21 protein-coding genes are annotated in these 20,109 nt (G+C 68.4%); 10 read left to right on the top strand and 11 right to left on the bottom strand.

The window, feature by feature from the left end; genetic code table 11:
• Positions 1-140 precede the first annotated feature (140 nt).
• The 5 genes from ACFPZ3_RS69775 to ACFPZ3_RS69755 all read left to right on the top strand — a co-directional run bounded on the left by ACFPZ3_RS69775 (position 141) and on the right by ACFPZ3_RS69755 (position 4,285).
• Positions 141-1,520 (top strand): cytochrome ubiquinol oxidase subunit I, encoded by a 1,380-nt coding sequence (locus ACFPZ3_RS69775; protein ID WP_379525294.1) that lies wholly within the window; start codon positions 141-143, stop codon positions 1,518-1,520.
• Between the two features lie 16 nt (positions 1,521-1,536).
• Positions 1,537-2,520, top strand: a complete 984-nt coding sequence (gene cydB, locus ACFPZ3_RS69770) for a cytochrome d ubiquinol oxidase subunit II (protein ID WP_379525293.1) — start codon at positions 1,537-1,539, stop codon at positions 2,518-2,520.
• A gap of 207 nt (positions 2,521-2,727) precedes the next feature.
• The gene (locus ACFPZ3_RS69765; protein WP_379525292.1) at positions 2,728-3,228 is read left to right on the top strand and encodes an STAS domain-containing protein; all 501 of its coding nucleotides are present in this window, start codon (positions 2,728-2,730) and stop codon (positions 3,226-3,228) included.
• Between the two features lie 218 nt (positions 3,229-3,446).
• A complete protein-coding gene (locus ACFPZ3_RS69760) occupies positions 3,447-3,848 on the top strand; it encodes a DUF5994 family protein (protein WP_379525291.1) in 402 nt (133 codons plus the stop codon).
• A gap of 113 nt (positions 3,849-3,961) precedes the next feature.
• On the top strand, positions 3,962-4,285 hold the full coding sequence (locus ACFPZ3_RS69755; protein WP_379525290.1) for an STAS domain-containing protein: 324 nt from the start codon (positions 3,962-3,964) through the stop codon (positions 4,283-4,285).
• Between the two features lie 6 nt (positions 4,286-4,291).
• Here ACFPZ3_RS69755 and ACFPZ3_RS69750 read toward each other — a convergent pair whose 3' ends face one another.
• The 3 genes from ACFPZ3_RS69750 to ACFPZ3_RS69740 form a co-directional block, all read right to left on the bottom strand.
• Positions 4,292-5,377 carry a hypothetical protein gene (locus ACFPZ3_RS69750; RefSeq protein ID WP_379525289.1) on the bottom strand — a complete coding sequence of 362 codons (1,086 nt, stop codon included), beginning with the start codon at positions 5,375-5,377 and terminating at the stop codon, positions 4,292-4,294.
• Positions 5,355-5,768: an AfsR/SARP family transcriptional regulator gene (locus ACFPZ3_RS69745; RefSeq protein WP_379525288.1), complete on the bottom strand. Its 414-nt coding sequence runs from the start codon at positions 5,766-5,768 to the stop codon at positions 5,355-5,357. Before ACFPZ3_RS69745 ends, ACFPZ3_RS69750 begins: the two co-directional genes overlap by 23 nt.
• A 304-nt stretch (positions 5,769-6,072) precedes the next feature.
• Positions 6,073-7,227, bottom strand: coding sequence for a sensor histidine kinase (locus ACFPZ3_RS69740; protein ID WP_379525287.1), 1,155 nt, complete (start codon positions 7,225-7,227; stop codon positions 6,073-6,075).
• Positions 7,228-7,407: 180 nt separating this feature from the next.
• Here ACFPZ3_RS69740 and ACFPZ3_RS69735 point away from each other — a divergent pair, with 180 nt between their 5' ends.
• The gene (locus ACFPZ3_RS69735; protein ID WP_379525286.1) at positions 7,408-8,316 is read left to right on the top strand and encodes an alpha/beta fold hydrolase; all 909 of its coding nucleotides are present in this window, start codon (positions 7,408-7,410) and stop codon (positions 8,314-8,316) included.
• Between the two features lie 25 nt (positions 8,317-8,341).
• Here the strand turns inward: ACFPZ3_RS69735 and ACFPZ3_RS69730 are convergent, their stop codons facing one another.
• A complete protein-coding gene (locus ACFPZ3_RS69730) occupies positions 8,342-8,965 on the bottom strand; it encodes a TetR/AcrR family transcriptional regulator (RefSeq protein WP_379525285.1) in 624 nt (207 codons plus the stop codon).
• Positions 8,966-9,122: 157 nt separating this feature from the next.
• Between ACFPZ3_RS69730 and ACFPZ3_RS69725 the strand changes: the two genes are divergently transcribed.
• Both ACFPZ3_RS69725 and ACFPZ3_RS69720 read left to right on the top strand, forming a co-directional pair.
• Positions 9,123-11,153, top strand: a complete 2,031-nt coding sequence (locus ACFPZ3_RS69725; RefSeq protein WP_379525284.1) for a sulfatase-like hydrolase/transferase — start codon at positions 9,123-9,125, stop codon at positions 11,151-11,153.
• Positions 11,154-11,932: 779 nt separating this feature from the next.
• Positions 11,933-12,436 carry an NBR1-Ig-like domain-containing protein gene (locus ACFPZ3_RS69720; protein WP_379525283.1) on the top strand — a complete coding sequence of 168 codons (504 nt, stop codon included), beginning with the start codon at positions 11,933-11,935 and terminating at the stop codon, positions 12,434-12,436.
• Positions 12,437-12,475: 39 nt separating this feature from the next.
• On the opposite strand, the gene ACFPZ3_RS69715 is transcribed toward ACFPZ3_RS69720, so the two are convergent.
• The 5 genes from ACFPZ3_RS69715 to ACFPZ3_RS69695 form a co-directional block, all read right to left on the bottom strand.
• Positions 12,476-13,414: a SpoIID/LytB domain-containing protein gene (locus tag ACFPZ3_RS69715; RefSeq protein ID WP_379525282.1), complete on the bottom strand. Its 939-nt coding sequence runs from the start codon at positions 13,412-13,414 to the stop codon at positions 12,476-12,478.
• A 36-nt stretch (positions 13,415-13,450) separates the two neighbouring features.
• Positions 13,451-14,341, bottom strand: coding sequence for a peptidase inhibitor family I36 protein (locus ACFPZ3_RS69710; RefSeq protein ID WP_379525281.1), 891 nt, complete (start codon positions 14,339-14,341; stop codon positions 13,451-13,453).
• A 68-nt stretch (positions 14,342-14,409) separates the two neighbouring features.
• Complete coding sequence (locus ACFPZ3_RS69705) at positions 14,410-15,237, bottom strand: peptidoglycan-binding domain-containing protein (RefSeq protein WP_379525280.1); 828 nt, start codon at positions 15,235-15,237, stop codon at positions 14,410-14,412.
• A 320-nt stretch (positions 15,238-15,557) separates the two neighbouring features.
• Positions 15,558-16,202: a response regulator gene (locus ACFPZ3_RS69700; RefSeq protein WP_379525279.1), complete on the bottom strand. Its 645-nt coding sequence runs from the start codon at positions 16,200-16,202 to the stop codon at positions 15,558-15,560.
• Positions 16,199-17,326 (bottom strand): sensor histidine kinase, encoded by a 1,128-nt coding sequence (locus tag ACFPZ3_RS69695; protein WP_379525278.1) that lies wholly within the window; start codon positions 17,324-17,326, stop codon positions 16,199-16,201. Before ACFPZ3_RS69695 ends, ACFPZ3_RS69700 begins: the two co-directional genes overlap by 4 nt.
• Positions 17,327-17,438: 112 nt before the next feature.
• Here ACFPZ3_RS69695 and lgt point away from each other — a divergent pair, with 112 nt between their 5' ends.
• The gene (lgt, locus tag ACFPZ3_RS69690; RefSeq protein WP_379525277.1) at positions 17,439-18,257 is read left to right on the top strand and encodes a prolipoprotein diacylglyceryl transferase; all 819 of its coding nucleotides are present in this window, start codon (positions 17,439-17,441) and stop codon (positions 18,255-18,257) included.
• Between the two features lie 10 nt (positions 18,258-18,267).
• Here lgt and ACFPZ3_RS69685 read toward each other — a convergent pair whose 3' ends face one another.
• Positions 18,268-18,846, bottom strand: coding sequence for a TetR/AcrR family transcriptional regulator (locus ACFPZ3_RS69685; RefSeq protein WP_379525276.1), 579 nt, complete (start codon positions 18,844-18,846; stop codon positions 18,268-18,270).
• Between the two features lie 85 nt (positions 18,847-18,931).
• On the opposite strand from ACFPZ3_RS69685, the gene ACFPZ3_RS69680 reads away from it, so the two are divergent.
• Complete coding sequence (locus ACFPZ3_RS69680) at positions 18,932-19,813, top strand: SDR family oxidoreductase (RefSeq protein ID WP_379525275.1); 882 nt, start codon at positions 18,932-18,934, stop codon at positions 19,811-19,813.
• A 33-nt stretch (positions 19,814-19,846) separates the two neighbouring features.
• Here ACFPZ3_RS69680 and ACFPZ3_RS69675 read toward each other — a convergent pair whose 3' ends face one another.
• Complete coding sequence (locus tag ACFPZ3_RS69675) at positions 19,847-19,999, bottom strand: hypothetical protein (RefSeq protein ID WP_379525274.1); 153 nt, start codon at positions 19,997-19,999, stop codon at positions 19,847-19,849.
• Positions 20,000-20,109 lie beyond the last annotated feature (110 nt).

Here is a 20,109-nt window from a genome sequence, read left to right as displayed (position 1 = left end):
GGTTTTGATCCAACTTCTAGCCCGCTGACCAGCGCTTTGTTGTGAATAATGATGTATTGGCCAGCGCCAACATCTCACCCATCCACCAGGCCAGCGTGTTGCGTCCGAACGCTCAAGGTCGGCCACCTAGGGTGAGCGATATGGGGGCCTTGGACCTTGCGCGCTGGCAGTTCGGGATCACCACGGTCTACCACTTCCTGTTCGTGCCCGTCACGATAGGGATGTCGCTGCTGGTGGCGATCCTGAACACCGCCTGGGTGCGCACCGGCAAGCCCGCCTACCTCCGCGCCACGAAGTTCTGGGGCACGCTCTTCCTGATCAACTTCGCCATGGGCGTGGTGACGGGAATCGTGCAGGAATTCCAGTTCGGGATGAACTGGAGCTCCTATTCCCGGTTCGTCGGCGACATCTTCGGCGCCCCGCTCGCGCTGGAGGCGCTGGTGGCGTTCTTCCTGGAGTCGACGTTCCTGGGGCTGTGGATCTTCGGGTGGGGCCGGCTGCCCAAGGGAGTGCATCTGGCCTGCATCTGGGTGGTCGCGATCGGCACGGTGGTGTCGGCCTACTTCATCCTGGCCGCGAACTCGTTCATGCAGTGGCCGGTGGGGTTCACGATCAACCACCGGGCTGAGCTGGTCGACTTCGGGCAGGTGCTGACCAACAAGGTCATGCTGGCCACCTTTCCGCACACGGTCCTGGGCTGCTGGCTGGCCGGCGGGGTGATCCTCATGGCCGTCTCTTCCTGGCATCTGGCCAGGAAGAGGGATCTGGACGTGTTCCGCCCGTCCCTGCGGCTCGGCGCGGTCGCGGTCCTGGTGGGCGCCGTCGGCACCCTCGTCTCCGGCGACATCCTCGGCAAGATCATGACCGAGACGCAGCCGATGAAGATGGCCGCCGCCGAGGCGCTCTACGAGACCCGGCAGCCCGCGCCGTTCTCCCTGTTCACCGTCGGAACGCTCGACGGCACGGAGCCGATCTTCTCGCTGGAGATCCCCGGCCTGCTGTCGCAACTGGCCACCGGCTCCTTCGACGGCAAGGTCCAGGGCATCAACGACATCCAGGCGGCGTACGAGCGGAGGTTCGGCCCCGGGGACTACCGTCCCTACATCCCCATCGCCTACTGGGGCTTCCGGCTCATGATCGGGTTCGGCATGCTCGCCGCGCTGGTGGCGTTCGTCCTGCTCTGGCTGACCCGAGGCAAGCGCGTCCGCGGCAGGGACTGGATCTGGAGAGCCGCCGTCTGGTCCGTCGTCCTTCCCTTCCTCGCGCACAGCTTCGGGTGGATCTTCACCGAGATGGCCAGGCAACCCTGGATCGTCTTCAGCCAGATGAAGACCGCGGCCGGCGTCTCGCCCAGCGTGGGAGCGGGCACTGTGCTCACCTCACTGATCGTCCTGACCCTCCTGTACGGCGCCCTCGCCGTGGTGGAGGTCGGCCTCATGATCAGGTACGGCACGAAGGCCCCTCCCGTCGCCGACGGCGCGGAACCCCACGACGGCGACGAGATGTCGTTCGCCTACTGAGAGGAGGGACGGGCGGGTGGAACTCACCGAGGTCTGGTTCGTGGCGATCGCCGTCCTGTGGCTCGGCTATTTCGTCCTCGAAGGCTTCGACTTCGGCGTCGGCATGCTGCTGCCCGTCGTGGCCGGGAACGCGAAGGAACGCGGGGCGGTGATCGAGACGATCGGCCCCGTGTGGGACGGCAACGAGGTATGGCTGATCACCGCGGGAGGCGCCACGTTCGCCGCCTTCCCCGAGTGGTACGCCTCGCTGTTCAGCGGCTTCTACCTGCCGTTGCTGCTGATACTCCTGGCGCTGATCGTGCGCGGGGTGGCCCTGGAGTACCGCGCCAAACGGGACTCCACGGCGTGGCGGCGGCGATGGGACGCGGGCATCGTGGCGGGCTCGGCCGTGCCCGCGCTGCTGTGGGGGGTCGCGTTCGCGAACATCGTGCGCGGCGTGCCGCTCGACGGCCGCCACGAGTACACCGGCACCCCGGTGGACCTGCTCAACCCGTACGCGCTGGTCGGCGGGCTGACGACGCTGACCCTGTTCGCCACGCACGGGGCCGTGTTCCTGGCGTTGAAGACCACCGGTGAGATCAGCCTGCGCGCCGCCGCGGTCGCGCGCCGCGCCGGTGTGGCCGCTGTCGTGCTGCTGGCGGTCTTCCTGATCTGGACGCAGGTCCAGGGCGGCAGGCCCGGCACGGCGGTCCTGGTCGCCGTCGCCCTTCTCTCCTTCGCCTCGGCCCTCGGCGTCCTGGCCAGAGGGCGGCAGGGCTGGGCGTTCCTGCTGTCGGCGGTCGCCGTCGGCATGACCGTGATCACCTTGTTCGCGGTTCTCCATCCCGACGTCCTGCCATCCACGATCGACCCGGCCAACAGCCTGAACGTCGAGAACGCCGCGGCGACGCCCAGGACGCTCGGCATCATGACCTGGGTCGCGGTGATCTTTCTGCCGTTGGTGCTGCTCTACCAGGGCTGGACCTACTGGGTCTTCCGCCGCAGGATCAGCGCCGACTGATTGCGTGACGAATCAATACGGAAATGAGTGATTAAGGGTCGGGCGATTCGAAAATCATAGCCGCATTTTACGTCCCTGAGGAATGTCATTTCGGAATTCGGCTTATCCTTGAGTTACCGAGGATTCTTCGAGCGTTGGCGTTCGGGTCACGTCGCCCCGGCGATAGACGATCGGCCCTCGAACAGGGGCCGGGCAGGCCAGCCGATCATGACACTACTTACGAAACCCACGCCGGTCGGTGAGGCGTACGACGATGCCGAATCGACCACCGCCATGCTGGAGGGCGACGCCTTCGACGGCTGGGAGAACGAGGGCGGTTACTTCATGGACCCTCAAGACGACCTTTCCCAGCAGTCGGCCGCGTCCCTTTTCCCGTCGGAGACCCGCGCGTTTCTCACCGACGCTTTCCCGCTCGGCAGAGCCGACCGATCGACGCCGACCACCGTCGGCCTGAGCGGTGAGATCGACATCTCCACCAGCCCGGCGCTGCGCACGAGTCTGGAGAGCGTCCTGAAGTCAAGCACACCGCTGCTGATTCTGAACCTGTCCAATGTGTCGTTCTGCGATGCCTCCGGCTTGACCGTCATCGTCGGCATCCAGCGCCGCGCCCGAATGATGGGCATCACGCTGGCGCTGACGGCACCCCGCCCATTCATGTCCAAACTGCTGCATATTACCGGTCTGGACCGCAGCCTGCCCATGGTGTAACACAGGGCGCTCGGTGCCGTACCTCTGTAAAGACCACAAATGAGGTAGACTTTGGACACCGAGGACATTCCGAGCGTTGGCATCCAGGTCGGCGTCGCCCACGGCGAACCACGTTTCGGCCCCGCGAAGGGCCCGGACAGGCGACCATGAGGCCGACGCTCCTCTCTCACCTCAAACTCCTGAGCCCCATCACTCCCACGGTTGCCGTCCAAGACTCCATGATCCGGCTGAGCCTCAACCCGGCGCTCGACCGGCGAGCCACCGTGGACGGGGCGTGGTGGCCGCGCTCCAACGACGCCGCCGCCGAACTGCCCGGCCTCATCGCCGCCATCGACCAGCGGCTCGGCCGGCCCACCATGCGCGTCGGGGTGTTCAGGGACGCGTGGGTCCACATCCCGCGCCGTATCCAGGTACCCGGCCGCCAGGTCAAAGTCGGCTGGTTCCGCTACGCCGACCCCAGCGTCGTCACCCTGACGCTCACCGGCTCCAAGCAGATCGTGCTACTGATCATCGAGCCGGACACGGCCCGAGGCCCTGCCGAGGCCGCACTCGCCCGGGAGATCCGGGGCGGACCCACGACCGAGCACGGAATCGTCCATCACACCGACCCGCCGGTGTGATCTCGAACCGCCTGCCGGCCGGATCGAGCGGTGCTGACACCGCCCCTTCTGGCGGCCCGCTGCTCTCTGGCCGGCAGGCGCCTCACTCTTTCCCTTCTCCGATCGGAGACCGCATGACCATCGTCGACACCGCCCCGTTCAGCGAGACAGGGGCATCGGCTCCCACCATCGTCCACCTGACCGGCGAGATCGACATCTTCACCAGCAAGGCCATGCGCCGGCAACTGCTGAACGCACTGCGCCGCAGCACCGGACTGCTCATCGTCAACCTGTCGCAGGTGACCTTCTGCGATGCCATCGGCCTGGCCGTGCTGGTCGGCATCCAGCGCCGCGCCCGTGCGCAGGGGGTCACCCTGGCCCTGACCGCGCCTCGCCCCCAGGTGTTCCGGCTCCTGCACATCACGGGCCTGGACCGTGGGCTGCCCATGGTGAACTGACAGGCCTCACTCGTCCTGCAGGTACGGATGCACGCGCCCCCGCTGGTCGAAGGGGGCGAACCAGGAGGCGAACCCCAAGGGCGCGATGCGCAGGAAACCCGCCTCGGGCAGCTCGTCGATGCCGTCGAGTTCGGGGTCGTAGAGCATCTCGTGGTCGACGTCGCCGAAGGCGCTGCAGGTGAAGCGCTCGTAGACGGACTCGGCCTCGTCCTCGTCCATCAGCTCGTACAGTTCGAGAACGGCTTTGGCCTCCTCGATGAGCAGCCGCAGGGCGAGTTGTTCGGCGACGCAGGCCGGGTGCCGCCAGGTGTCGTCGGTCAGGCGAGCGGTGATGCTGACGACCGCGATGGCGAACTTGCGGGCGAAGCCGGCGTCGTAGCGCAGCGCGTATTGAGGCGGCAGGCTGTGCAGGGCCATCAGGCCGGGGTCGTCGGCCGCGGTGGCGTCCTCGGCGGCGAGCGTCTCGGCGTCGTCCAGCACGTGGTCGATGAGGATGTTCGTGGCCGCCATCAACGCCCCGGCGGCCAGCGTCGCGCTCTCCTCGCAGGTCAGGCCGCGCTCCGGCACGTCAGGCCGGTAGCCGAAGTCCTCGGGGCCGAACGCCTTCATCCCGGCCGCCGCGGCGACGAGCCAGGCCCGCATCTCGGTCAGCCGGGCCTCGTTGAACCGGGACGCCGGCCGTTTGACCTCCTCCGAAGGCTTGCCGCTCTTGGCCGGCTCGTCGGCCGGCTCGGCCTGGGCGGCGTCCAGCCCGGCCTGGAAGGCCTCCTTGCTCAGCTCGACCGCACAACGCAGCACCCGCCAGTCCGCGAGCGGCTCGTCGCGTTCCAGGATGGACTCGATCAGCCGACGCACGCCGTCCTCGGCGAGTGCCAACGTCGAGGTCTCCACCACCAGGGCCAGCTGCGCGCCCCGGGGATGGGTGGCGATCCGGAAACCGATCAGTTCGACGTCGCCCCCATCGGGAAAAGGGAGGCGTTCGACGCCGTTCAGTCCGTCTGCCAGCAGCGCGTCCACACCATGGCACTGCAACGCATCCAGCTCCGGCGCGTGTGCGGCGGGCGCGATCTCAACCTGTACGGCGTACTCCACGTACCCACTTTCCCAAACGCGCCGAGGGGATGAGCACACACCGCAGTGCGTGCACCTGGAAACGCGCCGCGTCCAGCCGGACCTGCCCGACGTCGAGCCGGTAGCCGTGCGCGGTCAGCTCGATGATGTCGGGCAGTGACGTCTGGTCGCGCAGCCAGGTGCGGACGCGCGAGACCCCCGTGCGCAGCGCGCCGACGCTCGCACCCGCAGGCCCCCACACCCATTCGATCAGCTGGTCGTCCGGCACGGGACGACCGCTGCCGAGGGCCAGCCCCGTCAGCAGCCAGGGGCCGTTGCGCCCGGGCACGTTCACCTCGCGGCCCGCGATGCCGACCTCCAAGGGCCCGAGAACGCGGATGGCCGGAGTGTCGCTCTCGTCCTGGCGAACCATTCGTGCTCCTTACTCGCTCTGGCCAGGGTAAGGAGAGTTGATCCGAATTCGCTGTAAACGGAATGAAATCGGGCCCTGGGAGCATATAGGGAGCGCGGATACGGGAGGTAGACCTTAAAGGGTCACGTGCAAGCGCGTCAGCACATGACCCACGAGGACGACTCCGACAGCCGCTCCGGTGACGTGAGCTGGAAGACGACCTTTGCTGCGTTCGACATGAAGAGAGCGGCTCCTGTGGCGGCTTTACGGACGCCCCGCACAATAACGTGATCTTGGTGATTTGCTGTGGGTTCAGGCCTCGCGTTCACGATGTGCTCCCCGCGGGGATGTTCGCCTGTACGAGGAAGCCGCCGCCCGCTCGGCGGTCCGCGCTGAATTCGCCGCCCAGGGCGTCGACCCGCTCGCGGAGCCCGGCCAGGCCCCGGCCGCTGCCGCCGGGAGAGGCGGTGCGTGAGCCGGAGCCGTCGGTGCCGACCTGCACGATGGTCTCCTTCTCGCCGTAGCGCACGCGGACTACGGTGCGGCTGCCGTGGGCGTATTTGAGGGCGTTGGTGAGGGATTCCTGCACGACCCTGTAGATCACGAACTCGGCGCTGCCGGCCGACTCCGCCGGGTTGCCCTCTTCGGTGAACTCCACCGGCTGGCCGGCCTGGCGGGTCTGCTCCACGAGGGTGTGCAGTTCGCCGGGGGCCGGTGGTCTGACGTCGGTGTCGTGGTCGGGGTTGAGCAGGTCGAGCAGGTGCCGTAGGTCGGTGATGGCGCGGCGGCCGGTGCTGGTGACGGCGCTCAGGGTGGTGTCGAGGCGATCGGGGGCGGCGGTCAGGTAGCGGGCCGCCTCGGCCTGGACGACCATCGCGGTCACGTGGTGGGTCACCACGTCGTGGAGTTCGCGGGCGATGCGGGTGCGTTCGGCGGCCCGGGTGGCCTCGGCGACGTGGCGGCGGCGTTCGGCCTCGGCGGCCCGGGTGGAGCGCAGCCAGCCCCCGATGCCCCACGCGACGACCAAAAGCACGTAGAACGTCAGGAAACCGTCCAGGCCCTCGGGCGAGCCGAGCCGGTCGAGCACGATCGCCAGGGCCACGTACACCGCGGACAGGACGGCCGCGGCGGTGCGCCGGTGGCGTTCCAGATGGGCGCCCGCGCTGAGCAGCGCCATGGGCAGTGCGGTGCCCGCGACCAGGTGGTAACTGCAGAGTTCTGCGACGAGGAAGCCGGACGACACCAGGGCGAGGGACACGGCCGGCCACCGCCGGCGCAGGGCGAGCGGGAGACACATCAGGGCGAGCACCACGGCGGCCAGCGCGTCGAAGGGACGCGCGGGAAGGTCGCCGACCTGCGTCTCATGGCCACGGAGCACCGGCAGGAACGATGCTCCGATCAACAGCAGCGCGAGTGGGAGATCCCGCACCGTGACGTCGAGTCGCCGCCACAGGTCCGGGATCCGCCGGAGATCGCTCATCGGGAGAGCGTAGCGGTCGTGCCGGTTCGGGCTCGCTTGTCCCCCGTGCGAGCTACCGGCAAGTGTCCACTGTGCGGTGACGATTCATGAGGTGCCGACTCCATAGCGTTATCGGCATACGGGGCAGCGCTTCGGCCGCTTCCCGAATTTCTCTCCCTGGAGGACCTCATGCTCCGCAAGATGAAGGCATCCGTTGTGGCCGCCCTGTGCTGCACCGTCGTCGGTACGGGAATCGCCGGCGCCCAGGCCGCCTCGGCTGAGGAGTGGGACCCCTTCGCGCCCAACGCGGCGGACTGGGACCCCTTCGCCTCCAGGACGAAAGCCGACCCGACCTCCGGAACCAAGAAGATCAAGATTGCCGGCCACTTGGTGAACGTGTCCTGTTCGGGCCGCCCGGAGAAAGGCGAGCCGGTCATCATCCTGATGCACGGAGGGGGCGACTCGCTGGAGAAGTTGGCCCCCATCCAGAAGACCCTGAGCAAGAAGAACGGGGTCTGCTCCTACGACCGGCTCGGCGCGGGCGCGAGCGACAAGCCCAAGGGCCCGCAGAGCTTCTCCAGCACCGGGAAGATCCTGACCGGGGTGATCGACCGCGTCGCCGGTGACGGCCCCGTCGTCCTGGCCGGGCACTCGCTGGGCGGCATCATCGCCGCCAGGTACGCCCCCGCCCATCGGGACAGGGTCAAGGGGCTGGTCCTGATGGACGCCACACCCTCCACCATGGTCGCCGACATCACGAGGGTGATCCCCAAGTCCGCCAAGGGCCCCGCGGCACAGGTCCGCGCACAGAACCTCGCGATCTTCGCAGGACAGAACCCGGAGAAGCTCGTCATCACCGATGGGAAGGTGCGCTCTGCCGGGAAGATCCCGGTTGCGGTGCTCAAGCACGGCAAGCAGTACCTCGGGGCCATCCCCACGTACGGCAAGCGCCTGGAGCAGGCGTGGTCCGCGGGCCAGCGCAAGTGGCTCGCGCTGTCCAGCCACAGCAAGCTGACCACCGTCACGAAGAGCGGCCACTACATCTACCTCGAACAGGCCGATGTCGCCGTCAAGGCCATCCAGCGCGTCGCCGCGCAGGCCGCACGCTGAGCGAATGGCGGATGACAGGCTCAGGTCACGGCTCTGTGAGCATGCTGATGGCTTGGCGCCTGAGTGTGTGTTCCGCGTTGTCGTAGGTCCACTGGCAGTCGATGATGAGAGTCCGCCAGGCGCTCAGCCCGAAGCAGAACCACAGGCGGTCCGCCACGCCTTCGACCGTGAAGCGCGGGGCGAGGAAGCCTTTCTCGACAATGAGCTCCGCGGCCTCCCGCAGCGCGCGACGATATTCCGTGATCACGTGCTGCCACGTTTCTCGCGCGCCGTCGTCGCCGGCCACCGATGAGTACAACAGGTCGACCATGTGCTGGGATCGTTCGTTGTCGGCTCGGGTGCCGTGTGCCACCAATGCGATGGCCGATTCGAGACCGGTAGCGTCGCGCAGTTTCTCAAGGGTCTCGGTGGACGCGGAGTCGCCCATGTCGAAGGCGATCAGCTCGTGCAGGATATCGGCCTTCGTGCCCACGCTGGCGTACACGGTCTTCACGGCAGTTCCGGCCACGCGTGCGATGTCGGTCATCGTGACCCGGGCGTAACCGCGTGTGGTGAACAACTCGCGAGCGGTCTGCAGGATCTCCTGCTGGGTCCTCAGCGCATCCCGCTCGCGTCGTGGAGAGTGATATGACCGGGGCGAGGCTGACATTCCTTGAGGTTACCGCAGGCCAACGCCGCAAGCATTCATTGCACGCAGCGAAACTCCAAAGTGCGCCGGACGCCTCCGACACTGACGCTGATAGCCTCCGAGGCCTGACATCGGCGTGTCAAAGATGTCGGCGACCAGACCGGGAGGTCACCTCGCGATGACAACATCGATGCCGGACCGGCGCACGGTACTGCGGGGGCTGGCCGCCGCCGGCCTGAGCGGCGCGGTCGGCCCGGCGGCGTTCTCCCGCGTCCTCGAGGACGACGCCACGAAGCCCAACATCATCGTGGTCCTCATCGACGACCTCGCCCGGCGGGAGCTGGGCTGTTATGGCAACACGTTCAACGAGACCCCGCACATGGACCGCCTCGCCGCGGACGGGATCAGGTTCGAGGCCGGCTACTCCGCGGCACCGGTCTGCTCGCCGACCAGGGCCAGCATCATGACGGGGCAGTATCCGGCGCGCGTGGGCATCACCGAGTTCCTCGGCGCCGCCGGTGACGACTTCCTGCCGACGAGCCACCAGACCCTGCCGGAGACCTTACGCGACTCCGGTTACCGCACCGGGCTGATCGGCAAGTGGCACCTGAGCGAGACCTACACCGGCGCGGTGCGCGACCGGCCGGGAAACCCGTGGTCGCACGGTTTCACCGACGTCATCGCCTCGGAGCAGAAGTACATCGCCGACGGCGACTATTTCCACCCCTACTTCATGCTGCCGGATCTGCCCGCGTGTGGGGAGGACGAGTACCTCACCGACCGGCTCAACCTGGAGGCCGTGGACTTCATCACCCGCGCCGAGGGCGAGACGCGGCCGTTCTTCCTCTACCTGTCGCACTACGCCACCCACACGAAACTGGCCGCACCGCAGCCGCTGGTCGACAAGTACGCCTCGAAGCCGGGCGCCGGAGAGCCGGGCAAGAACCCGGTTCTCGCCGCGATGCTGGAGGTCATCGACGACGGTGTCGGAATGATCCGCGACACGCTGCGACAGCTCGGCATCGCCGAGAACACGGTCATCCTGCTGCTGTCGGACAACGGCGGCGACGGCGGCGTGGCGACCAGCAGCCCGCTGCGCGGCGCCAAGGCGACCCTGTACGAGGGCGGCGTCCGCGTACCGATGATCGCCTACCACCCGGCAGGGCCCGGCGGGCGGGTCGTCGACACCCCCTTCAGCACCGTCGACTTCATGCCCACCCTGCTCGACACCGCCGACGTCGCCAGAGCACCGGGACAACACCTCGACGGCGTCAGCTTCGCCGGCCTGCTGACCGGCGGCACGGCGCCGCAGCGTACCGACCTGTTCTGGGTGTACCCGCACTGGCACAACCCCGGCGCGCCCACCGCCTCGGTCCGCCGCGGCCGCTACAAGCTGCTGCGGTATCTGCACGACGGGCAGAGCGAGTTGTACGACCTCCTCGCCGATCCCGGCGAGGCCGACAACCTCGCCGACCGGCGGCCCGACGAGACACGACAGCTGCAGGCGGCCCTGGACGCGCACCTGCGCGACGTCGACCTGCTGCCACCGCAGCCCACGCCGGACAACTTCCCGCACCTGGTGCTGGAGCGGGAGTTCCCGAGCGGGCTTTCCGGATTCACCGTCCTGGCGCCGGATCCTGAGGGACGCCCTGGGACGGTGCGGGCCGCCGGTGGCGCGCTCACCGTGGCCGCCGATGGGGCCGCCGCCTTCGCGCTGCTGCGCTCTGATGTCGTCGCGGACGCGTCGCCGGCCGCGATCGTCGTCAGCCAGCGCTCGTACGCCAAGACCGCCGCGCCGACCCAGGACACCCTGTTCGCGGGCCTGGTCAAGGACGCCGGGAACTACCTGATGGTCTGGTACAACCACCGGCGCAAGCGCACCGGCTGGGACGTCAGGGTCGACGGTGAGCTGACCACCCAGCGCGTCGTCCAGCTCGACGGGAAGATCGACTATCCCGGGCCCAACGCCCGGCTGGCGTGCGTACTGCACCGCGACGAGCTCACCGCGTACGCGGTGGCGGCCGGCGGCGCCTGGCAGTACCTGTTCACCGCCGACGTCGGCCGCTACGCACGACTCGACGATCCGGAGGTCCGCGGACAGTACCGCTACGGCTTCGGCGTCCCGCCTCGACGGAGGCACGCTCGCGGTGGAACGCTTCGCGGTCCGCCGCCGTCAATTGCCCGGACCTCGTTGATCAACTGGGGGTGAGCAGGACAAACGGAACGCACAGAATAACCAGAATAGCGGACATGCACCCTGTCCTTATAAGCAGTGAATGCCCGGTGATTCGTCACGAAGATAAGGCCGGCGCTGTGTGGCCCGCATATTGACGTGACAGAACTTGTGCAGTTCGGCGAAGTCCATTTTGTATCGGCGTTGAACTGACAGTCTCCCACCAGGATCGGCACAAGCCCCACCAGGTCCACCCGCGCGCGTCTCGCCGGGCATCGCGCCGATTCCGGTTCGAGTTGAGTGAGGACCGTGGGTGCTGTTACCTTCACACGGTGGACGAAAGGCGTGCACGGGCGGAGATAGTCGAGGATTTCGCGGCGACCCTGCGGGAACTGCGCAACGCGGTCGGTAATCCACCTTTCCGGGAGATGTCCGGCAGGTCGGGGGCGATTTCTCACACGACGTTGCACGAAGCCACTAAGGGTAACCGGCTCCCGAGTTGGGAGACCACCGTCGAGTTCGTCAAGGTGTGTAACGCCGACCCGGCCGCCTATCGCGCCCGCTGGGAGAGAGCGAACCTGGCGGTCAGATCGTCGGGCGCCGGGGAATCCCCGATCCGCGCGGGCATTTCAGCCGGCCGTTCGTCCGATGGCCTCGCAGGCTCCGTGGAACTTCGTACCGTGGACATCGGGTCACCAGCGCCGGTCGGCGAGAGCTCGGCATCCGTGCCCACACCGTCCGAGGTCCCCGCGCCGGGGAGCAGAGGGCAATTATGGTTCACCCGCCCGGCCGCGTTAGCAACAGCGGCTGTCATCGTGGGGGCAGCGGTCCTCGTCGTGGTCGTCCTCAATCGCGGCTCAGGGCCCGACGGACACCCGACCGGCAGCCCATCGATCGCCGCGTCGCCCCCGGCCGACTGCCCGGTGCGGGTGACCAACCCGCCTTCGGCCCCGCCGCTGCACAAGGGTGATGCGGCCGCGTTCATCGAGGATGTCACGCTCGCCGACTGCACACGCGTCGGTCCCGGCGAGACCATGACCAAGGTATGGCGGCTCAAGAACGCCGGGGCCGTGCCGTGGAAGGGCTACTCGCTGCGTCGCCTCGACTCCACGCAGCAGGCCGATCAATGCCAGACCATCTCCGACGTGCCGATCAAGGACACGCAACCTGGCGAGACAGTCGACATCCGGACCGTCATCACCACGCCCAGGAAGCCGGGCCTGTGCTACGTGCGCTTCAAGATGGTGGACGCCTCGGGAGAGGTCGCGTTCCCCGGCAGCCGGCCGATCAACTTCCAGATCATCGTCGACGGACTCTAAGTCCCCGCCGTGCGTGACACGGCGGGGAATCTCAGGGGTTCAGGAGCTCAGGACGATCCCCGTGTAGTAGTACTTGAGGATCCTGGAGTAGCTCCAGCCCGCTCTGGCCTTGTCGCGAGAGCCGTTCTGCGACATCCAGTCGCCGGTGACCCAGTTGCCGCACGCCGTCGTCGTGGAGCAGTACTGGGCTCGGAAGATCTTCCCGCTGCGGGTCAGCCGGGTGCCCCAGGTCGCGTCCACCGCGGCGCTGGTCACCGCCTTGGCGGAGCCGGGCTTGTACACCTGGCTCGACGTGTGGTCGTAGACGTCGAAGCACTGGCCGCTCGCCGTCTTGCGGTTGGAGTGCAGCGCCCAGTACCAGCCGAAGTTCTTCACGGCCATCGCCCCGGCCTTGAGCGACTCGCTCGGCCAGCTCGACACCCACTCGTTGGGCAGGACGTTCTTGACGTAGGTCTTGAACTCGATCCGCTCCACACGATCGAGGGACTTGCGGTAGACGAGGATCGTCGTGGGCAGCTTGGTGTCCGTGCCGTCGGTCTTGCACCCGGCCGGGGGTGTGGAGGAGCTCAGGAACTGGTGCGAGGCGTTCTGGTTCTTGAGCGTGGGGCTCAGGTTGGCCTTGGCGCCTGGGGCGAAGTCCTGGTAGGTGCCGGTATGGCCGGTGTTGTAGTAGACGCGGACGGTCTTGGTGCTGTTGTTCCAGGCGGAGGCGGCGGAGTTCTTGATGCACTCGCCCTTGCCGGCGCCGGGTCCCTTGAAGTCGTAGCAGGTGGGCTGGGTGGTGGAGTAGTCGGCGACCGATCCGGTGAAGTCGGAGACCGATCCCTGGTTGTTGCTGTTGAAGTAGTAGCAGAATTCGCCGGTCTGGCAGATGCCGTCGCGGTCCGCGGCCGAGGCGGGTAACGCGGTGGCGAGGACCGTCCCGCCGAGCGCCATCGCGGCGAGCCCCGAGATCAGCCTGACAGTTCGTAAAGGCACAGTTGTCTTCCTCTTCTTGCTGAAGGCCGCGACGCGTTATCGGATGCTGTAGCCCTGGGAGGTCCAGAACGAGGTCGGGTTCGGGTTGTCCAGATGCGAGTCGCCGACGCTCTTGGACGCGCGCGTCTGCCGTCCGGGGCGCATCTCGACGTGGGTGTGAGCGGATCCCCGGCTCGACACGCCATGCCACGACTCGGTGGCGATGACCTGGCCGCGCTTGACCTGCTGGCCCACGCGCAAGGAGGACAGCGGAGCGGAGTGCAGGTAGATCACCGTCTTGTTCGACGCGGCCAGGTAGATGGCGATCGTGGACAGCCCCGCCCTGCCGGTGGATCCGCGTACGACGTTGATGATCTGGCCCGTCACCAGGGAAGTGACATTCGAGCCCACGCCGCGGGCGATGTCGATGCCCTCGTGCCGGCCGGCGGTGGAGGTGTAACCGTCGAAGCCGCAGGTGATCCTGCCGGTGGCCTTGTACAGCGAGAACGACATGGCGCTGCGCGTCGACGACGACGGGCTGAACTGGTGCGAGGCGTTCTGGTTCTTCAGCGTGGAGTTCAGGTTGGCTTTGGCGCCTGGGGCGAAGTCCTGGTAAGTGCCGGTATAACCGCTGTTGAAGTAGACGCGGACGGTCTTGGTGCTGTTGTTCCAGGCGGAGGCGGCGGAGTTCTTGATGCACTTGCCCTTGCCGGCGCCGGTGCTCTTGAAGTCGTAGCAGGTGGGCTGTGTGGTGGAGTAGTCGGCGACGGACCCGGTGAAGTCGGAGACCGATCCCTGGTTGTTGCTGTTGAAGTAGTAGCAGAACTCGCCGGTCTGGCAGATGCCGTCGCGGTCCGCGGCCGAGGCGGGTGCCGCGGTGGCGAGGGCCGTTCCGCCGAGCGCCATCGCAGCGGTCGCCGCGGAGAGGATCCTGGTGAGCGTTCGCATAGCTGTTCTCTTTCTGTCTGCGGAATCTGAGATTCGGGATGGTCTGCGGAGCCTGGGTTTCGGCGGAGTCAGCGGCGCTGATACTCCTCCCAGGTACGGATGGTCACCTTCGGGCCGTCGTCCGGGCCCCGGCCGGCGAGCCCGTTCAGGCCGAGGTAGTAGTCACCGATCTGGTGCTGGGCCTGGCCGGAGAGGCTTGTGTCGCTGATGGCGGCGGCGTGGATGTGCCACGGCCAGTTGTCCTGCTGGGGGTTGCGCAGCCAGGCGGCGAAGCCGACAAGGCGCAACGCGCGGACGACCCCGGTGCGGGTGGTGGAATTCATCCCCTTGACCGAGATGTCGAGGACGCCGCCGCCGTCGTGGGTGCCCGCGGACGTGGGGTCGCCGCCGGGGTTGTAAGAACCCTGATCCAGCTTGAGGTCGCGGCCGAGCAGCCGCTTGGCCTCCGCCAGCATGTTTCGTGTACGGGTGTTGATGACGAAGCCGCCGGTGGACACCCGGGCGCCCGGATCGATGACGCCGGTGACCTTGAAGCGGCCGGCGCCCAGCTTGGTGAGCGACGTCTTGCCCGGCAGGCCGTTGGCGTCGATACCCGTGAGGCCGAGCGACTTCTGGTAGTTCGCGTAGGCGGTGACCGTTGTGGTGCCGAAGTAACCGTCCACCCACTTCGCGTCGAGCAGACGTCGGTCACGCAGCGCCTGCTCGACGAGGAGCACACCGGCCTTGGCGCCCGGGGTCAACGTGCTGTCGGGCCGCCGCGGGTCGATCTGGGCCGCCTTGACAGTAGCTTCCATGTTCATGCTCGGAAGGACCTCAGCCGACGCCCCGGCCACTCCGGTCAGCGAAGTGAACAGGGCGGCCGCCATGAGGGTGGCGGCGCATGAGGGCAGCTTCATTGGTACTCCTGGTTCAGGTGATTCCTGTGCGGCGGAGTCCAACGTTGTCGATGTCCCTCACGTGTCCGCAAGAAGATCGGTGTTGTCAGCCTGTCCGACATGCGCTTCCGTACGGGCGTACGCGCCGTTTGCCAGGGCATCCGGTGGAAGGCATGCGGCTGCGGCGACCGGTGTCCGGCGGCGGGTTCTGACGCGAGGGGACGGGGCTTCTCGTGAGCGTCGGCGTCGGCGGGTTCTGACACGAGGGGACCGGGCTTCGCGTGAGCGCCGGTCGGTCAGCTCATGGCGACGGACGACCCCGCGTACACGAAAGACCTGTCCTAGCCGCCCAGGCGGATGATCCCCCGCGTGGCCGCCACGGTCACGGCGGCGGTGCGGTCGTCGACGTCGAGCTTGGCGAAGATGTGCAGCAGGTGGGTCTTGACCGTGGCCTCGCTGATGCACAGGTGGGCGGCGATGGCCTTGTTGCTCATCCCCTTGGCGACCGCGCCCAGGACCTCGATCTCCCGCCCGCTGAGGGCGCCGGGCGCGTCGGGGCGCGCCCATGACAACACCCGGGTCGCGATCGCCGGCGACAGGGCGCTCTCCCCTCTGGCCGCCGCCCTGATGGCGTCGAACAGCTGCTCGCGGCGGGTGTCCTTGAGCAGGTAGCCGATCGCTCCGGCGTCGATGGCACGGGAGATGTCGCTGTCGGTGTCATAGGTGGTCAGAACGATCACCCTGGCGCCGGGGTCGTGCTCGCGGATCCGGCTGATCGCGGTGGCGCCGTCGAGCTCGGGCATCTGCAGGTCCATCAGCGTGACATCCGGTCGCAGGTCACTCACCAGCCGTACCGCGTCCGAGCCCGAGACCGCCTCGCCGACCACCTCCAGGTCGTCCTGGGTGCCGAGCATCGCCCGGATGCCGTCACGGACCACCGGGTGGTCGTCGGCGATCAGGACCCGGATCGTGACCCGCGCGGTCATCGCGCCACCGCCGGGAGGCTCGCCACGACCGTGGTGCCCTCCCCGGACGCGCTTTCCACGAGGAGCGTGCCGCCGAGCTGCTCCATCCGCTCAAGCATGATCAACAGGCCGTGGCCGGCGGCGGCCCGCTCGGGATCGAAGCCGTCGCCGTCGTCGTGGACGTCCAGCACGACCAGGTCCTCCATGTACGACAGAGTCAGGGTGACCTGTCCGGCATGGGCGTGGCGGCGGGCGTTGGCGACCGCCTCCTGCGCCACCCGCAGCAGCTCCACCTGGCTGTGCGCGTCCAGCGGCAGCGGCGTCCCGGTGATCACGGTGTGCGCGTCGATCCCGGTCTCGTCGGACAACCGGCCCGACAGCCGCCGCAGCGCCTCCGGCAGGCCGCCGTCGTCGAGCTCACCGGGCCGCAACGCGTGTACCACGCGGCGGCTTTCCGTGAGGTTCTCCCTGGCCGCCCGTAACGCCTGGGTCAGGTGCCGGTCGTCAGGCGACCCCTCCTGCGCCGCCTCCAGCAGCATCACCACACTGGCGAACCCCTGGGTCAGGCCGTCATGGATGTCGCGAGCCAGCCGCTGCCGCTCGGCGGCCACGCCCGCCTGCCGCTCGGCCGCCGCCCGCGCCTCCTGGGCGGCCTGCAACTGGTCGATCAGCTCCTTGCGCTCGGCGCTCTGCCTGGCCACCGAAGAGAAGTACCCGACCGAGGTGGCCGCGCTGATCGCGATCAGCGCGGTGATGGCGATTTCGGTCCAGGTGATCGACCCGCCTTCGTGGTAGCTGTGCCACAACCAGCCCCCGGCGCACGACAACACCGCGACCAGCCCGACGCGAATGGCGTCCAGGCAGTACGGCACGAGCACGCTCAGGCAGACCACCATGAACGACGAATCGATCGCGAACAGCCCCAGCCAGAGCAGCCCGCCACCGGCCACGTACGGCAGGGGCACCTCACCCGCGGGAGGCGTGCGCAGCACGAACCACACCGCGTACCAGGCGGCCAGCCCGGCCACGAGCGCCACCGGCAGGACCTGACCCACCTCCATCAGCGGCCCGGCGGAGGTCAGCACCAGCCACGAGGCGAAGAAGGCGTGCTGCCACCGGCGTCGGGACCGCTCCCAGGACTCCACAACACCGACGATAATCAGCCACCCGCCGGTCCGGCATCAACCAGTCGACTGACCCGGAGATCGGTGTCCCGCTCGATGTGCGCGCGACCGCACCGGATCCAGACTCGACGGTGTGACAGCCATCCCCAGCCCGCCCCAAGCCGTCTGGCACCTCGGCCCGCTGCCCATCCGCGCCTACTCCCTGCTCATGGTGCTCGCCGTCGTCGTCGGCATCTGGGTCACCCAGCGCCGCTGGACCGCCCGCGGCGGCGAGCGTGGCGCGATCGGGGACATCGCCACCTGGGCCGTGCCGTTCGGTTTGATCGGTGCGCGGATCTACCACGTGGCCACCGACTGGCAGCAGTACTTCGGCCCCGGCAGGGACGCCCTGCGCGTCTTCGCGATCTGGGAGGGCGGGATCAGCATCTGGGGCGCCGTCGCCGGCGGCGCGCTGGGCGCGTGGCTGGCCTGCCGCCGGCGCGGCATTCCGCTGCGCGACTTCGCCGACGCCGTCGCGCCCGGGATCGCACTCGGGCAGGCGATCGCCCGCTGGGGCAATTGGTTCAACCAGGAGTTGTACGGCGGACCGACCACCCTGCCCTGGGCACTGGAGATCGACGCCGCCCACCGACCGCCGGGCATGGAATCCACGGCCACCTACCACCCGGCCTTCCTCTACGAGTCGTTGTGGAACCTGGGTGTGGCCGGGCTCGTCCTCTGGGCCGAGCGGCGCTTCCGGCTGGACCGTGGCCGGACGTTCGCTCTGTACGCCGCGGCCTACACCACCGGCCGCGCCTGGATCGAGTGGCTGCGCGTGGATCCCGCCCCTCTCCTCCTGGGGCTGCGCTTCAACGTCTGGACCGCGCTGGTGGTCTTCGGGGCGGCGCTCGCCTACCTGATCGTCACCCGGCTGAACGGGCTCTCGGCGGGCCGAGGGTCGATGCGCGGGTGAGGTGGCCCGGTCAGCCCAGCGATGCGCTCGCCGCACGCAGCTCGTCGAGGGCCGCCAGGATGTAACCGGCGAGCTCGTCCTCGGGGTCACGGTCGCCCTCGGACCATTCGGCGTACCCCCGTTTGAAGGCGAGGACGCCCAGCTCGCCCGCAAGAGCCGCGGTTGGATCGGGTACGCCGCGGGCGACCAGAGCACTGGTCATCGCGGCCGCGAGGCTGACGCTCTTGAGGGCGTCACGCTCCTGAAGCTCGGCGCTGGCGGCGACGGCCGCCTTCAGGCGAGGGGCGAGCACACGATTCATGGGGCCCATCGCGCTCGATGCGCGCTCGAGACCGGCGGCGACCGCCTCAAGTGGGCTGGCGTCACCGGCCGCCTCGGCGATCCCCTCGGCCAGCAGCCGGCTGAGCGTCTCCTGCCCGGCCACCAGCAGCTCGCGCTTGTCGGGGAAATGCCGGAAGAAAGTGCTTTTGGTGACCCCGGCGCGCTCGGCGATCTGCGTGACCGTCGTCGCGTCGTATCCCTGCTCGGTGAACAGGTCGACGGCGGCCACGACGAGGCGTTCGCGCGCCCCTGGTTCCCACCGACCCATGGGTCCATCATACGTGATGGGACTCTTGTCCCGTCACCCTGTTAGAGTGATGGGACAAGAGTCCCATCGCATAGGGGAGAGTTCCATGCGCGTCTTTGTCACCGGTGGCACCGGTCTGATCGGTTCCGCCGTCGTCGCCGAACTGCTCGGCCACGGCCACACTGTCCTCGCGCTCGCCCGCTCCGACGCCTCCGCGCTGGCCGCCAAGACGGCCGGCGCCGAGCCGCTCCGGGGGAGCCTCACCGATCTGGACATCCTCCGCGCCGGTGCCGCCCAGGCCGACGGCGTGATCCACCTGGCATTCGCCAACGACTTCAGCAGCCCGGAAGCCCTCGCGAAGGCGGTCGCCGAGGAAAGCGCCGCCCTCGCGACCCTCGGCGAGGAGCTCGTCGGCAGCGACCGCCCCTTCGTCACCGCCTCGGGCACGCCCTCTGCGCCGGGCCGCGCCTCCACCGAGGCCGACCCGCTGCCGACCGACGGGCCGGTCGGTGGTCGCGGTCGCGCGGTCATGGCGGTCCTGGGCTTGGCCTCGCGCGGGGTCAGGAGCACGGCCGTACGCCTGCCGCGCACGGTTCACAACCAGGGCACCGGCGGGTTCGCCGGTTTGCTGACCGACATCGCACGCCGGAGCGGAGTGTCCGGCTACCCGGGCGACGGCGCACAGCGTTGGCCGGCCGTGCACGCGCTCGACACGGCAGTCCTCTTCCGGCTCGCCCTGGAGTCGGCGCCGGCCGGTAGCTCCTGGCACGCCGTGGCCGACGAGGGAGACAAGGTACGTGACATCGCCGCGGTCATCGGCCGACGGCTGGGCCTGCCGGTCCAGTCCGTGCCATCGGAGACCTACGGCCCTCTCGGCCCGATTTTCGCGAGCGACCAGCCCTCCTCCAGCACCCACACCCGGCAGGCGCTCAGCTGGGAGCCGAAGCACCCGCGCCTGCTGGAGGACCTGGAGAACATCCAGCCCTGACCGGCGTCTTGCCGGCCTGTCGTGGGCGTCGGGTTATACGGGCAGGAGTTCGATGTCCCCCGGCCTGCCGGGCGCGGTCAGCGGGGTGAAGAGGGCGCCCAGCCGATTCACCGCCTCGGGGAGGATGCGGTAGTAGACCCAGGTGCCGCGGCGTTCGCCGTCGATCAGGCCCGCGGTGCGCAGCACCTTGCTGAAAGACGGCGGCCTTGAGTGAGGACGCGGCACTAGCGACATACCTGCCCTATACCGGCCATCCCTACGGTTACTCCTGCAACTGACAGAAGGAGTGATCACAC

The organism is Nonomuraea insulae (genome assembly GCF_042656245.1).
The sequence above is the reverse complement of the archived record's forward strand: the minus strand, read 5'-3'. Positions and strand labels throughout refer to the sequence as shown.

Coding starts and splice junctions, on each gene's coding strand:
- ACFPZ3_RS69775 (WP_379525294.1), top strand. CDS start 141: ATGGGGGCCTTGGACCTTGCGCGCTGGCAGTTCGGGATCACCACGGTC.
- ACFPZ3_RS69765 (WP_379525292.1), top strand. CDS start 2,728: ATGACACTACTTACGAAACCCACGCCGGTCGGTGAGGCGTACGACGAT.
- ACFPZ3_RS69760 (WP_379525291.1), top strand. CDS start 3,447: ATGATCCGGCTGAGCCTCAACCCGGCGCTCGACCGGCGAGCCACCGTG.
- ACFPZ3_RS69755 (WP_379525290.1), top strand. CDS start 3,962: ATGACCATCGTCGACACCGCCCCGTTCAGCGAGACAGGGGCATCGGCT.
- ACFPZ3_RS69745 (WP_379525288.1), bottom strand. CDS start 5,768: ATGGTTCGCCAGGACGAGAGCGACACTCCGGCCATCCGCGTTCTCGGG.
- ACFPZ3_RS69740 (WP_379525287.1), bottom strand. CDS start 7,227: ATGAGCGATCTCCGGCGGATCCCGGACCTGTGGCGGCGACTCGACGTC.
- ACFPZ3_RS69735 (WP_379525286.1), top strand. CDS start 7,408: ATGAAGGCATCCGTTGTGGCCGCCCTGTGCTGCACCGTCGTCGGTACG.
- ACFPZ3_RS69730 (WP_379525285.1), bottom strand. CDS start 8,965: ATGTCAGCCTCGCCCCGGTCATATCACTCTCCACGACGCGAGCGGGAT.
- ACFPZ3_RS69725 (WP_379525284.1), top strand. CDS start 9,123: ATGACAACATCGATGCCGGACCGGCGCACGGTACTGCGGGGGCTGGCC.
- ACFPZ3_RS69710 (WP_379525281.1), bottom strand. CDS start 14,341: ATGCGAACGCTCACCAGGATCCTCTCCGCGGCGACCGCTGCGATGGCG.
- ACFPZ3_RS69705 (WP_379525280.1), bottom strand. CDS start 15,237: ATGAAGCTGCCCTCATGCGCCGCCACCCTCATGGCGGCCGCCCTGTTC.
- ACFPZ3_RS69700 (WP_379525279.1), bottom strand. CDS start 16,202: ATGACCGCGCGGGTCACGATCCGGGTCCTGATCGCCGACGACCACCCG.
- ACFPZ3_RS69685 (WP_379525276.1), bottom strand. CDS start 18,846: ATGGGTCGGTGGGAACCAGGGGCGCGCGAACGCCTCGTCGTGGCCGCC.
- ACFPZ3_RS69680 (WP_379525275.1), top strand. CDS start 18,932: ATGCGCGTCTTTGTCACCGGTGGCACCGGTCTGATCGGTTCCGCCGTC.